19 protein-coding genes are annotated in these 12,985 nt (G+C 44.0%); 16 read left to right on the top strand and 3 right to left on the bottom strand.

Annotated elements, in window-relative coordinates; translation table 11 throughout:
- Nucleotides 1-179 precede the first annotated feature (179 nt).
- The 6 genes from BN3772_RS06930 to BN3772_RS06905 all read left to right on the top strand — a co-directional run bounded on the left by BN3772_RS06930 (nucleotide 180) and on the right by BN3772_RS06905 (nucleotide 4,609).
- The gene (locus tag BN3772_RS06930; protein ID WP_042198120.1) at nucleotides 180-557 is read left to right on the top strand and encodes a hypothetical protein; all 378 of its coding nucleotides are present in this window, start codon (nucleotides 180-182) and stop codon (nucleotides 555-557) included.
- The gene (locus BN3772_RS06925; protein WP_042198117.1) at nucleotides 550-1,014 is read left to right on the top strand and encodes a JAB domain-containing protein; all 465 of its coding nucleotides are present in this window, start codon (nucleotides 550-552) and stop codon (nucleotides 1,012-1,014) included. The genes BN3772_RS06930 and BN3772_RS06925 overlap by 8 nt, the downstream gene beginning before the upstream one ends.
- 125 nt (nucleotides 1,015-1,139) lie before the next feature.
- Nucleotides 1,140-1,346, top strand: coding sequence for a hypothetical protein (locus tag BN3772_RS06920; protein ID WP_042198115.1), 207 nt, complete (start codon nucleotides 1,140-1,142; stop codon nucleotides 1,344-1,346).
- Between the two features lie 36 nt (nucleotides 1,347-1,382).
- Entirely contained in the window at nucleotides 1,383-1,850 is a 468-nt protein-coding gene (locus BN3772_RS06915; RefSeq protein WP_042198113.1) for a recombinase family protein, read from the top strand.
- Nucleotides 1,851-1,883: 33 nt separating this feature from the next.
- Nucleotides 1,884-2,978: a recombinase family protein gene (locus BN3772_RS06910; RefSeq protein WP_086074445.1), complete on the top strand. Its 1,095-nt coding sequence runs from the start codon at nucleotides 1,884-1,886 to the stop codon at nucleotides 2,976-2,978.
- Nucleotides 2,957-4,609, top strand: coding sequence for a recombinase family protein (locus BN3772_RS06905; protein ID WP_042198107.1), 1,653 nt, complete (start codon nucleotides 2,957-2,959; stop codon nucleotides 4,607-4,609). Before BN3772_RS06910 ends, BN3772_RS06905 begins: the two co-directional genes overlap by 22 nt.
- Before the next feature lie 37 nt (nucleotides 4,610-4,646).
- Here BN3772_RS06905 and BN3772_RS06900 read toward each other — a convergent pair whose 3' ends face one another.
- Nucleotides 4,647-4,937, bottom strand: coding sequence for a hypothetical protein (locus BN3772_RS06900; RefSeq protein ID WP_042198104.1), 291 nt, complete (start codon nucleotides 4,935-4,937; stop codon nucleotides 4,647-4,649).
- 372 nt (nucleotides 4,938-5,309) lie between these two features.
- On the opposite strand from BN3772_RS06900, the gene BN3772_RS06895 reads away from it, so the two are divergent.
- The 9 genes from BN3772_RS06895 to BN3772_RS06860 all read left to right on the top strand — a co-directional run bounded on the left by BN3772_RS06895 (nucleotide 5,310) and on the right by BN3772_RS06860 (nucleotide 10,868).
- Nucleotides 5,310-5,654: a helix-turn-helix domain-containing protein gene (locus tag BN3772_RS06895; RefSeq protein WP_042198102.1), complete on the top strand. Its 345-nt coding sequence runs from the start codon at nucleotides 5,310-5,312 to the stop codon at nucleotides 5,652-5,654.
- 4 nt (nucleotides 5,655-5,658) lie between these two features.
- Nucleotides 5,659-6,318, top strand: coding sequence for an ImmA/IrrE family metallo-endopeptidase (locus BN3772_RS06890; protein ID WP_042198100.1), 660 nt, complete (start codon nucleotides 5,659-5,661; stop codon nucleotides 6,316-6,318).
- 70 nt (nucleotides 6,319-6,388) lie between these two features.
- Nucleotides 6,389-6,556, top strand: coding sequence for a hypothetical protein (locus BN3772_RS30870; protein ID WP_167336655.1), 168 nt, complete (start codon nucleotides 6,389-6,391; stop codon nucleotides 6,554-6,556).
- A 15-nt stretch (nucleotides 6,557-6,571) separates the two neighbouring features.
- A complete protein-coding gene (locus BN3772_RS06885) occupies nucleotides 6,572-6,862 on the top strand; it encodes a DUF3892 domain-containing protein (protein WP_042198098.1) in 291 nt (96 codons plus the stop codon).
- A gap of 547 nt (nucleotides 6,863-7,409) precedes the next feature.
- Entirely contained in the window at nucleotides 7,410-8,057 is a 648-nt protein-coding gene (locus BN3772_RS06880; RefSeq protein ID WP_042198096.1) for a hypothetical protein, read from the top strand.
- Nucleotides 8,058-8,106: 49 nt separating this feature from the next.
- Entirely contained in the window at nucleotides 8,107-8,568 is a 462-nt protein-coding gene (locus tag BN3772_RS06875; RefSeq protein ID WP_209443624.1) for a DUF4365 domain-containing protein, read from the top strand.
- A gap of 388 nt (nucleotides 8,569-8,956) precedes the next feature.
- Entirely contained in the window at nucleotides 8,957-9,454 is a 498-nt protein-coding gene (locus BN3772_RS06870; RefSeq protein WP_042198093.1) for a YfbM family protein, read from the top strand.
- Nucleotides 9,455-9,534: 80 nt separating this feature from the next.
- Nucleotides 9,535-9,996 (top strand): DUF6896 domain-containing protein, encoded by a 462-nt coding sequence (locus BN3772_RS06865; RefSeq protein WP_042198091.1) that lies wholly within the window; start codon nucleotides 9,535-9,537, stop codon nucleotides 9,994-9,996.
- 35 nt (nucleotides 9,997-10,031) lie between these two features.
- Nucleotides 10,032-10,868, top strand: coding sequence for a hypothetical protein (locus tag BN3772_RS06860; protein WP_042198089.1), 837 nt, complete (start codon nucleotides 10,032-10,034; stop codon nucleotides 10,866-10,868).
- A 97-nt stretch (nucleotides 10,869-10,965) separates the two neighbouring features.
- Here the strand turns inward: BN3772_RS06860 and BN3772_RS31485 are convergent, their stop codons facing one another.
- Nucleotides 10,966-11,088 (bottom strand): hypothetical protein, encoded by a 123-nt coding sequence (locus BN3772_RS31485; protein ID WP_280114378.1) that lies wholly within the window; start codon nucleotides 11,086-11,088, stop codon nucleotides 10,966-10,968.
- 71 nt (nucleotides 11,089-11,159) lie between these two features.
- On the opposite strand from BN3772_RS31485, the gene BN3772_RS06855 reads away from it, so the two are divergent.
- Complete coding sequence (locus tag BN3772_RS06855) at nucleotides 11,160-12,065, top strand: DUF4240 domain-containing protein (protein ID WP_052380404.1); 906 nt, start codon at nucleotides 11,160-11,162, stop codon at nucleotides 12,063-12,065.
- A gap of 453 nt (nucleotides 12,066-12,518) precedes the next feature.
- Here the strand turns inward: BN3772_RS06855 and BN3772_RS06850 are convergent, their stop codons facing one another.
- Nucleotides 12,519-12,944 carry a hypothetical protein gene (locus BN3772_RS06850; RefSeq protein WP_167336654.1) on the bottom strand — a complete coding sequence of 142 codons (426 nt, stop codon included), beginning with the start codon at nucleotides 12,942-12,944 and terminating at the stop codon, nucleotides 12,519-12,521.
- Between the last annotated feature and the right edge of the window lie 41 nt (nucleotides 12,945-12,985).

Raw genomic sequence — 12,985 nt, 5'->3', positions numbered from 1 at the left:
AGATTGCCCTTTATCAACGCCGGTCTCCAGTCCCCATTTTTTCCGGCGGGTCAAAGGGGGAGCGTGGGGATTTGCAGGGCGGGGTGGGCTGACAAGCCCGTCCCGACCCGAAGTGACCGGTCTTTGAACTAAATATCATGATCTTGAATCCATATCTATCACTAGAGAGGGGCAAGATCATGATCATCATTCAATCGAAGCAAGACCTGGCCGAGTTGAACCACGAATCGTTTCCTCAGACACTGAAAAGATTTGTGTCTGACCTTTTGGAGGGGCTGCAAGCAGAGGCTGAGCCGGGTGAGGAGTTGGAGCATCTGCTCTCCCACCCGCTCATTTTGTGTGAACCAGGGGACAATGTATTTGCACTGTTAAACGGTCAACCCATGAGTTTAGAGTACGTGGAACGCTTTGATTTGCCTGGCGCTATCGCCTTTCGAGCCGGGGTTCTGCTGGACAACAACTGGCTTGCTCAGTACATCATCCCAGCGATTGGCTTGGATAACGAGACGATGAGCTGGCTTGCCGAACGTTGTGAAGAGGCACCCAACCATGAGTAGGAGAGAGGCCTCCAAGCGAATTGAGTATGTGACCCTTAAAATAGTCCGAGAGAAAACGTCCCTTCTTTACCCTCAAAGGGTCATCCGCAGGCCGGAGGATGCCGCAGCACTCTTCAGGCAGCTCATTGGGAATTGTGAATATGATCGAGAGATTTTTGCAGTTCTAACACTGGATACCAAGAATCAACCGAATGCCTTTCAAATCGTTTCGGTAGGCACTCTGAATGCTTCTCTTGTCCATCCCCGTGAAGTCTATAAAATCTGTATGCTTTCCAATGCTGCATCGCTGATGTGTTTCCATAACCACCCATCAGGTGACCCATCGCCGAGTAAAGAAGATATCGAAGTCTCCAGGCACCTCTTTGAATCCGGGCAGTTACTCTCTATCGACCTGCTAGACCATATTATTGTCGGAGATGGTACCTTCGTGAGCATGAAGGAACGGGGGCTGATGTAATGGCCTACGTGTTCGGAAGTGATCGACCTTGAAGCGTGCCGTGATCGGTTTGGTGAATGCTGTGACGTTGTTTATCTTTGAGATCATCGAGTATCGAAAGAAGAAAAAGTAAAGGAGTGTTGACTATGGATATCCAGGTATCGGACCCAACCGATTGGAGTCTTGCAATGGACATTCTTACCGACATGATTGTCCGCTATTTAAAATCGCAGGCTTCGCCGCAAGTGAGGACCGCTGTGCTGGCGCACATGGAAAGAGAAGAGGAAGCACGGCTGGAGTGGGAAATGACCGCAGAACTTCTCGGGACGACAGACTTTCGGCTGGTATCGTAAAACGTTCATAATTCATAAAATATAGGGGTGACTATCGTGAAAAACGAGGTTATTGCGGCACTCTACATTCGTGTATCTACGGAAATTCAGGCAAAGGAAGGGTTCAGTCTTGATGCCCAGCGCGAGGCCTTGCTCACTCATTGCCGGTTGATAGGTGCAACACCGTTCAAAATTTATGTAGATGCCGGACGATCCGGAAAATCGATAGAGGGCAGAACAGCCTTACAGGAGATGCTCGCCGATGCCCGAAAGGGATGTTTTAACCGTGTAATGTGCCTTCGTCTCAATCGCCTCTCCCGCAATATGCACGATCTGCTGTCGCTGGTGGAAATTCTGGAGCAGCACAAGATTGGTTTATACAGCTTAAAAGAAAAACTGGAAACCGATACGCCAATGGGGCGCTGTGCCTTTCAAGTCATGAGCGCACTGGCTGAGTTTGAGCGGGAACAGATTGTTCAGAATGTACGGCTTGGGATGCAGGAGCGCAGCCGACAAGGCAAATGAAATGCAGGCAACCAGGTACTCGGCTACCGCTGGTTGCCTGATCCTACCAATCCGGCGCTCTCTTACACAGAAATTGTACCCGAAGAAGCCGAACTGGTTCGATACATTTTTCAATCGTATGTGGACGGACAAGGATATAGAAGCATCGCTCATCGGTTAAACCGGGAAGGCTTTGCAACAAAGCGCGGTAAAGCCTTCAGTCCCGCCACAATCCGATCAATTCTGACCAATCGCAATTACATTGGCCTAATCACATATAGTTCACAGGAAGGTACAGCCAAAAGCCGCAGCCGGAGTATTGTAACGGGTACTCATGAGCCTATCATTGAAATGGAACTGTGGAATCAGGTTCAGGAATTGTTGCCTGCAGGTTCTAAACCCGTTGACACTTTACACGCTCGCTTGTTTCCGCTGTCAGGGCTGCTCAAGTGTCCTTCCTGCGGGAAGGGCATGATTCCAAGCCATGTCCATAGGAAGCGTAAGAGCATATCATCTACCATTTCCCACTACTATATTTGTAGCGATTACGCTTCCCATGGTTCCGCCGCCTGCCGCGCGTATCACATTCGTGCAGATGAAGTCGAACAGCGCGTAGGCAACCGTCTTGCCCTTTTTCTGAGCAATCCCATCCTTATTGAGAAACTCATGGTAAAGGTTCAGAAAAAATATGAAAATGAGGTAGCCCCTCTTCGGGAACGGCTGAAGCGAATTGCCGGAGAAGAATCCACCCTCCCAAAGCGGAAGCTTCGCTGCTATGAGCTTTTTGAAGAAAATCATATTGCTGCAACCGAGTTAAAACAAAAACTGGAAGACATAAAGAGGGAAGCTGAAAAGTTGCAAATGGAACGAGCCGAACTGGAACGTACAGTCTCCGGCTTTTCCAAGCAAATCTACCCGCTGGAACAAGTACGGCAAGCCGTGGAGAACCTTGAGGCAATTATCAGAAATGCGGCTCCTCCTCAGAAGATGGCGCTGTACCGTAGCCTCATTCAGAGTATAACCATTCCACCGGATCGGGATATGCGGCAGGCCGTTATTCATGGGAATGCGGGGCTGTTTCACCTCAGTATCTCTCCCTTATCAAACGAAGGAGGCGAACCGCCAGAATGGAAGAAACAATCCGGGTAGCTATCTACGCGCGGGTATCGACCGAAGAGCAAGCCGAGCATGGGTACTCCATAGATGCCCAGCTCGATACGCTGCGAAGTTACTGCACCTTATACAAAAAACAAATTGTCGGCGAATATGTCGATCGTGGTATTAGCGGAAAAAGCACGGAGGGACGTTATGAGCTTCAGCGGTTGCTCCAAGATGTAAAGGCAGGCTTGATCGATGAGGTAGCCGTATGGAAGATCAATAGGTTAGCGCGCAAAAACATTGACCTACTGCAAATCGTAGAATTTTTGAAAAAGCACAATGTTGCCTTCCATTCCTTCTCCGAGAATTTTGAGACGCAAACGGCAATGGGACGTTTTAGTCTCCATTTGATGGGTGCCATTAGCGAACTGGAGCGGGAAACCATTGTCGATAACGTAAGGATGGGGCACCGGCAGCGTGCCAAGTCAGGCAAACACAATGGAAAAGTGCCTATTGGCTACCGTGTTGAAGGTTCCGCCGACGGACGAAACCGAGACACCAAGCTGGTCATTATCAAGGAAGAAGCGGTACTGATCCGAAAAATATTTGAAATGTATGCATCCGGTCAAGGACTCAAGGCCATTGCCAATGAGCTTAATTGGGAGGGGTATCGTACCGGTACAAAAAAGCCTTTTTCTACCTGCGCCATAGCTAATCTGCTGGACAATCCGATATTTGTAGGCAAAATTCGCTACAACCAGTACCAGAACTGGGGGGAGAAACGGCGTCGCGGCAAAAACGATCATCCGATTTTGGAAGACGGGCAGCACCCGCCGATTATCGACCAGAACCTGTGGGATAAGGTGCAGCTTCTGCGGAAGAAAAAGGGCGACATGCCGAAAAAGCGCTTTGAGGGCGAGTACTTGCTGACCGGAATCATCCGCTGCCCCGAATGCGGGGCGGCGATGACCGCCAGCCGTACAGTGAATCGTTCAAAAGATGGAACGAAGGTTACACGCATGTACTACTCTTGCGGACGCTTTCGAAGCCAGGGCAGCTCCGTCTGTCACGCGAACAGCATCCGTAAGGCTGAGGCGGAGAAAGCGGTCACGGACCGGATTCAGAGTGTTCTTGAACAGCCGGATATCTTGAAGGCCATCGTCAAGAACGTGAACGAGAAGAGGTCTGGAAGGATCAAGCCGCTCCGAGACGAGCTATCGAGGTTTAATGTCCGCATAGCCAATTTAGAGGATAAAAGGAGAAAGTATCTTGATCTGTATGAACGCGATGAGATCAACTACAACCTTTTCTCCGAGCGGCTCAAGGTCATCAACGGCGAAATGGACAATGAGCTTACCCAAAAGGCAAGACTGGAGCTGGAACTGCGGGGCGATGTGGCTGAACCGGTGCCTTACGAGCTTGTACGGTCATTAATCAAGCGGTTTGATGAACTGCTCCGCAAGTCGCCATTCGAGCAGCGCAAGACGCTCCTGCACCTAATTATCAAGAAGATCCATCTGGATGACAAACGAAGGGTCAATGATGTGGAACTTTGCTTCAGTTCGGAGACTGAAAAGCATTTTTTAAGTGTAGCCCCTTCTGCCGTGCAAACGGCGGAAGGGGCTTTCCCTATTGACGGGAAAGCCCCAAACTTTAAGCAGCAGCTATGTATTGTCATCTAATCAAGGGAAACGTTAGTACCAGGGAAATTGAAGCTTATTATTCATCCATATTCCCCGTCGCTATCATAAATTCGTCTACAGCTTCTAGAACAGCGGCAACTACGTCCCTACTCAAGAAGCCCTGCTTTTTGACAATGAAATCTTCTAACTCATCGGTATCTACAAAGACAGGCTCCTTCGTAAGAGAAGGATCATCTGGTCCAGAGCCAACGAGTCCTTTGCTCTCCAGGAACTCCATTTCACATTCTAAGATACTGTCGATGATGCCCTCGGTTTGACCTGTCTTCTGCACAATGTATGCAGTCATGTCCTCCATGTCAATATCCACTGTGCCATCCCCCTGTTTCATCTGATATAATCAGTTCGAAAAGGCCCTGAACCATCCAGTCCACAAGCTGGTAGGGCCTTATATCTCCGAACAAATCATATTACAATTCTGAATGTCTTCGCAACTAACAAGGTTTATCACAAATTATCCACCTCTAATTGTCAGTCCTTTTATAGAGCTGTTGGAGCCGTATGTCTCCAAATGATCACTTGACAGACTGTATAGTTTTCGCTTTTTACAAGAAATTCTTATTATCTTTCCTTCAATACAGGGTATAATACTAAATAACAGATAAAAGAAATTTTCGCTTATATAGTGTTGACTTTTAAATCAACATACTATATCATGTGTTTGTAGAAGGGTAGTGAAACATTGAGTGAGTTTGGAGAATTGCTTAAAGAACTCCGGAAGGAGCATAGAATCAGCCAACGAAAACTCGCGGATATGGTAGGAATTGATTTTACTTACATTAGTAAGATTGAAAGTGGGACAATGGTTCCTCCAGCAGAAGACAAAATTATTAAAATCGCTGAAATTTTTAACGTTGATTCTGACAAGCTGCTTATAGCAGCTAACAAAATCCCTGCTGATTTTCAAAAGGTGATCACAGAAATTGAAGATGTACCTGTGTTTCTAAGAAGCGCATCTAAATTCTCGCAGACTCAATGGAAAGAAATTAAGCGAATAATTGATGAAACTAAGGACAATGAGGAGTAACAAGATGTCTAAATTCCCCTATCTTTCTCCTGAACAATTAGAGAATATTGCTCTTCATGTCTTGTACGACTTTGGTATTAATTGTGATGAGCAATCTACTCCTATGGCTATACCTATTGAAGAGATTATAGAATTTCATTATGGATTGGATTTTAGCTGGGAGCCGATTGATCATTTTGACTCTTCAGGTGTAGTTATGGCAGCTATCATTCCTAGCCAGAAGAAGATTATTATGAATGATACTCAGAAGGATTTGTTCAGCGAAAAGATAGGGACCATGAAATTTACGATGGCGCATGAATTGGGACATTGGGTATTGCATGTAGATGATAAAGAAAATCAACAGACAGTTCTCAGTCTTGAAGGCGATAGCAAGGTCTTTTATTGTAGAAGTTCTTCTGTGAAGCCTCCGGTAGAGATCCAAGCAGACATGTTTGCAGGAGCTATCCTTATGCCTAAGCCTGTAATGCAGAAAGCCATTGCAAATTTAAAGTCCACTGGAAAGATCGCTATGCCCAGCTTATACTGGCTTGCGCAACTGCTTAATGTTTCAATTAGTGCCCTCTGTTATAGACTAAAACAGTTAGATTTGCTTTATGTCCGTGATGGACAAGTATATAATTCCGAAAGCGACTTTAATGGACAGATAGCCTTTGATTTCTAAGGCATCTATTTTTTTAAGAAGATTGTTGAGTTGAATATCAACGCAACATTTATGAAAGGAGGTGAATCTAATGGCAAAAAACGGTGCGAAAGGAAACGGCAGAGTTGGAGCAGTAAAAGGAAGAAGTCAATTCCAAGCTCCAAATGGAAACTGGGTGAAGCGAGACAGCAATACTGGACGAATTATGGATCAAAAGACCAGCAGCAGCACTCCATTTAAGGGTGTAACAAAAGAATAGAAAGGATGAAAAGAAATGGCGAGTGGACACGAAGTTTTATGTGTTAACAAAAACGATCGTTACAATCCTCACGAGAGGATTAAAAGTATAGGAGGAAAGAACAGTAACGGGACTAGATGGAAGCTTACTCAAGAAGATGCTATACAAGGAATTGAAAATGGGAAATGGACATTCTATGTCAGCAAAGGTGGTCGAACTGTAAACGTAATTGTCGCGGTTAGCAGATATGGAAACAAGTATTTAAAAACGGAAGCGGATGGAGAAAGCCCTGATAACTTATTAAGTCTTAGTGAGTGTCCACTTTAATCCATATTACCTATATATGTGTTCAAACTGATAACCCAACTCAGGGAAGAGGCTTTCAGATGAATAGAGAAAGTCCCTTCCGCTATTTTTTCGGTAAAAGAGGTAATCTTTCTTACCAGAGTGATTCTGGGAGAAATCAGAGGTTATCTAAATTCATTTGATGACAAGTTTGTCTAGTAGCAGTTTTGCCTGACTTTTAATTTCACTTGTTTTACTGGGATGGTTGGACTCAATAGCTGCCTTTAGCATGTCTTCATTCCATTCATTGGAGAAGATCGCTACGGTGTAAACAATTCTTGTGTTTTGGCCTGTAATTGAGACGTAATTTTTGCGCCAAACGTTTCTTGTTTTCTGTGGACTGATGTTCGTAGTAATGAAGGTAATCCTCGTAATATTCCACGAAATTTGATAATCCTACAGATGCCTTAGCTCGATCAAAAGTAATTATAGTAATACACCTCCAAATTGGGGAATTAAATATCTGGACAATTATTACAAAATGTCTGTGATACAATTATAACAGTCAAAACAATCTGGAGGATTGTATATGTCCAATAAACAAAAAGTGATGTTTTCATTATTACATGCTGAATTGTGCGATGACTGCTTGTCCGTCTCTGCGAATGTATTTCCAAGACAAACAGTCTATACAATTTGCCGTTCGCTTTTCAATAATTCGGAAATACATCGCCATCATGGTATTTGCGATCATTGTCATAAAGCAAAAACAACCAATCATTTATCAGACTTGTCAGCCAACATAATAGCACATGAAATCCCAAAACCGCCCGTAGAAGTTACTGTAAGGCCCTGGTATTGGGAAGGTCATATTCAAAGCAAGGTTGTTAATCACCTCGTTCTTAATGGCTACACAATTCGCAGCGTTGCTGATACAGAAGCTAGAACTTCAGGAAAGGACATCATCGCAAAAAGCCAAGACGGAAAAGAGCTTTGGATTAGTGTGAAAGGGTACCCCGAAAAAATTAAACATATACAAGCTCGTCATTGGTTTTCCGGGGCTGTTTTTGACCTGATCTTATACCACGGTGAAAATTCCGACGCAACATTGGGTATTGCACTTCCAGACGGATTCAGCACCTTTAAGAATTTGCTGCCGAGAATAAAGTGGCTTAAAGATGCTATGTCGTTCCGAATTTATTGGGTCGACGAAAACGGACATGTGAGAACAGAGTAGCCTTTGGCAATGGATTGTCTTATGACCATAACCAGGAGGGAATCTTAAAATGCCAAATAAAAACTGGGCACTTCTCAATTCATTGCAACTTGGACGATATGCTGAGTATTTTGCTAAGATGGAGTTTGCCTCTTATGGACTTGAGGTGTTTTCATCTGAGGTTGATGATCGGGGAATCGACTTTGTTGTGAAGAATAAAGCGGGCATCTTTTCGGAAATTCAAGTCAAATCACTGAGGGGAACAGGGTATGTATTTGCTCAAAAGAGTAAGTTTAATATCTGTAATCCTAATTTGTATATGGCTCTGCTCATCTTTAGAAACGATATGATGCCGGACTTTTTCTTAATTCCTGCGAAGACATGGGCAATTCCTGATGCAGTTTTTGTTGATCGAGATTACAGCAAACCTGGTCAAACAAGCAAGCCTGAGTATGGCATCAACATATCTGTCAAAAACTACAGCATTCTTCAAGCTTTTAATTTTGAAAGTTCTATTCAAAGCTTTTTATAGTTGCCTCCATCACTTAGCGCTTGCTGACAAATCTCCATGTACATTTCCGTATGAGAGAGTAACCTGCGATGACAAAATCCCCTACCTGCTCTTAAGGATAGCTTTCGTCACCCAGAAAGCAAGCAACTATACCCTAAAGTTTCGCCCTATAACCGATACGGTGAACCGTATCATAAGTAGGGCGAAAATTGGGTTGAACAGTTAATGTAGAATTGTTGAATATACAGGTCGCGGCCTGCTGCAGAATACCGAATCGCTGCTCCAGTCACGATGCCTGACAACATGGTGCTGCTGTTCTCACTCGGTGTGCTTGGCGCGTCGCTTGCAGGGATTTTATTGTGGTATGACGCAAGAAAAAGAAACTATTAAGTTGGACAGGAGAGAACTTATGGGAATATTGGCCTGTTACCTAAGCTTGAATGATGCTTTGGCGGATGAAGTGGCACAACTGGACAATTCAGCTATCATCACCAAGATTGAGCAACTGATGGAAAATCGACTCTGCCCCATTTATGAGATGGATAAATGTTGGGACGGGCTGCATTTTCTTCTAACCGGTGTATCTGCATCCCAGCCGATTGAAGGAGATCCTTTGAGCGAGGCGGTTGTAGGCGTCCATGTTCTGGACACAGAAGACTTCATAGCAGTCATTGGCTCGGACGAGTTGCCGCGCATTATAGCATCACTGCAAGCCGTCGATAGGATTACGTTACGAAAAAACTTCAAGCTCTCAGCATTCAGGCAACAACAGATTTATCCAAACACTTGGGTCGACGAAGAGACAGACGAGCGTTTCACGGAGTTAACCTTGGAACTGCAAAACCTAATTTCTTTTTACGAACACAGCCGTGACCAAGGCCATGATATATTGATTGGTATTTACTGAAGATGGGCGAAATCATGGAAGCTTATTATTTTCGGCCAGACGTTATCTGAACAATATTGATAGTATAGAAGGTGGAATGGATGAACGCGCTAACACAAGAAACGGTAGATGAATTATTGGCAGCAATGGACGCTTATAAAGTAATTGCGCAAGGACTCATTGACAAATTAATATTGGAAACGGACCAGCCTGAAAAATCAGAGATAATAAAAGGGAATTACTACTTAATTTCAAATGCAGAATTACTAAACGATGAAGAACATTTAACTGGTAATTGGTACTTTGATGTTCATGGAGAGCATTGCATGTTTGAAAATGTAGATACTGGACAAAAATTGGAGGTTTCCCTCGGGAATAAAGAGGATGTTGGAAATGTTGATCCCTCCTTCTTTTATAACTTCTTGAAATCAACCAGCAATTTTAAACACTTGATTAAATATTTTGAAAATCCATTCGGTGATATGTTAAATTTTTTTGAAGTATTAGAAAAGCACAAAATACTTATACATATTCACGGTGTTGAATACAGAAAGGTTAGTTAGCGTCTTGAAGGATTCCGCTTGTTAGGAGGGAGAATTTGCTTCAATTGAATAGCGAAGTATGGGTAAAGTTGACAGGTCCGTATGGTTCTGCAGAGAACGTACCTGTGTTATTGGAGCAGTTAATACGACAATATAGCCAGGAGGTTTTTGACGAACTGTTTCAGGAGCATTTGTTCCATCAAAATACAATATATACGGCTACATACGCGGCGATGCCGTTTCTGGCACAAATCGCATGCTCGACATCGGACTTTGAAGTACGCAAAGAGCTGTTTATCAATTGCGGTATCATCGAGGCAAGCCGAGAGGAGCGCGATAAGGCCACACTTCCCGAATCTTTGGCTGAACTTGCTGAAGATGTGGGTAGTTCTATCTGTGATGAATTGTTTCGCGAGTACATAGAAGCCATTGAGTACCTCAAGGTGTTTACACAGGAGGTATTTTCCTATACAGCCGATTATTCTACCGATGAGACGGAGAAGCGTTATATTCTTGCTGCAGACGCTGCTTACAGGGGCTCGCATATCCTAGCCAATATGTTGATGACGTTTATTAACGGTGATGAATATGTGGCTGTGTGTCCGGCCTGCGAAGAAGATCTATTCATATGGCCTAATGGAGAGAGTCCTGTAGAAATCCTTCAAGTCTACAGACATGACCCCGTCTTTCATACTGGCCAGGAAGCATATACAATCGTTCCGGCAGAGTCATTTGCAGATGAAGAAGTACAAATTTTGGCGGAGCAGTCGGAAGCGCTCGGAGAGCAGATATTGGTTAGCCATCTGCCTTATTTAGCTGGGGAAACATTATGTCCCGGCTGCCGCGGGCGAATTTCCTTATGGCCGTCTTTACTAAGCACGTTTACAATGTAGAACTGCAAGCAACTCATAAACCACCGCCATACCTGTAAAAGTAACTGCTCACCCCATAATCTTTAAGGTGAGCAGTTATAATAGTGCCTTTATTATCTCAGATGATGATTTCGATTTTCTTGTTTTCATTCATCGTAATCTGCTTGATGAACAGGTGCGGCAGCGTTTTACGTTGTTCGAACGGCGCAGCGACCGGTACTTTATTGAAACCATAAATCAACGGCTAGCCAGATTGGTTGCTATAGCGTACAAAGAGACCGATGTTCCTAGACATATGAATTGGAGACAGTGATGAAAACTAAAACACCAGCTGTTCAACTTGGAGATTTATTTTCTGTCGTATTACCTGATGGACGATATGGAGCGATACGAATACTAAATCTTATAGACAATTCATCTCTAATTGCGGTAACGATTTATTTAGATTCAAACCTACCGTTGATGACAGATCCGCGGTTACAAGTGACTCTCTTGCAGAATCGATTCCGTTATCTGAACGAATCAGCGATGAGTTGGTACGATGGGAAAATACCGAAAGACTTTCTGTTCATAGGTAATATCCCTGTATCTGATGAAGAGAAGATGCTTGAATGCAAAAAATATAGCGGTAAATTAAGTGCTTCTTGTGCATATCCAGTTTATTGGGAGTGGCGTTGGCTGCATGATCGGGAGAATTATGAGAATGAGGTCCAAGCTGAGAGAATCAAACGGGAAAATGAAAATAAACAAAGAATACAAACACCCAAACAAATGCTGACAGATGATGAATTTTGGGGTTACATATCTTTACTCGAACTGCAACAACAGGGTGAAGAAGATGCCGTTGCTCCATTAATTGCGAAGCTAGCAAAGACCAGTGTTGGCAATATGAAAAAATTTAATGAAACTTTGGCGCATAAGCTTTATTTACTGGATACGAAGGAGCATGCCAAGCATATAGGGGAATTCGGGTACAATGAAGAAAATGATTATGTCTCTGTCGACGGGTTTTTGTATGCTCGTTGTGCCGCTGTCGCAAAAGGGGAAAACTTTTATGAATCGGCACTTAGCTCCCCAAGTAAAATGCCTAAAGACGAGGACTTTGAGATCCTTCTTTATATCGTTCGTGATGCTTACTTCAAGAAAACTGGTAAAGAATATAATTATGATACAGGTTGTAGCTTCGAAACATTTGAGAATAGAGCCGGTTGGCGATAACGTTTCTTCGATCATTCAAAGAAAGGGTCATCCTGCGAAAGGATGGTCTTACAACTTGCCCCTTACAGCCAGCGCGGTAAACCGTACCACAAGTAGCAGCGAAAATATTGTAAACAGGTTAGATATGAAAAGGAGAATGCCCGTAGCCTGCCGCTGTTTTATTGAACTCCAACCAACGTTGAAATTCGAATGTATACACAATTAAAGGGCACCCACACGAATGCCCTTTAATGGGGAAACCTATGACAAAGATGCCTGGGGAGAGTCCTCCCTCTGCCCGGTAAGAAAGAAAATGCCGCTTCAGCTATCGCGGTGAACCTTATCATAAGTATGGCGAAATAAATCTGTGGCAGGGCTGTCCCCAGGTATCGTCATCCTAATCAAACCTAAAGAAGAAAATAGCGGCGTAGGGATCATCTCCCTTACGCCGCTACTATTCTAGTTTAATTCGTTTTATTCCAACAAATCGTTAACGACAGCTTGGAGCTGATTGCTGTTAGTTAAAGAAAACGGCGGGTTATATTCGTATCTGTGATCATGGGCATACCCAATAGCTTCTAAGACTTGGTCTAAGTTATTAGTGGTTACTCCCGTTATCCCTGCAACGGCAAATGTCGTTGCGTCAGGCTTAGGGGCATATCCAGGATCCCAAAAGTAATTACTGATCTCTGTCAACGCTAGTCCAGCACGAACTTCATTAACTATCGCTTGGATTTCAGTTACGGTCCATGGAGATTTCGCGTCCGCGCTCAATGCATAATCAATATAGATTAAGTTCGACTGAGTGACACCTGTTACTCCAGCAATGTCAAAGATGGATTCGTCAGGCGTATCGACATTTGGCTCTGGCTGGCCATAGTAAGCATTAATCGCTTCCAACGCGGCTTGTGCAGTCATTGGTGTTGGTGTTGGTGTTGTTG

Source organism: Paenibacillus camerounensis, from assembly GCF_000723885.1.
In the GTDB taxonomy this organism is placed as follows: domain Bacteria; phylum Bacillota; class Bacilli; order Paenibacillales; family Paenibacillaceae; genus Paenibacillus_AQ; species Paenibacillus_AQ camerounensis.
Note: the sequence above shows the minus strand (reverse complement) of the source record. Positions and strands in the feature narration are given on the sequence as shown.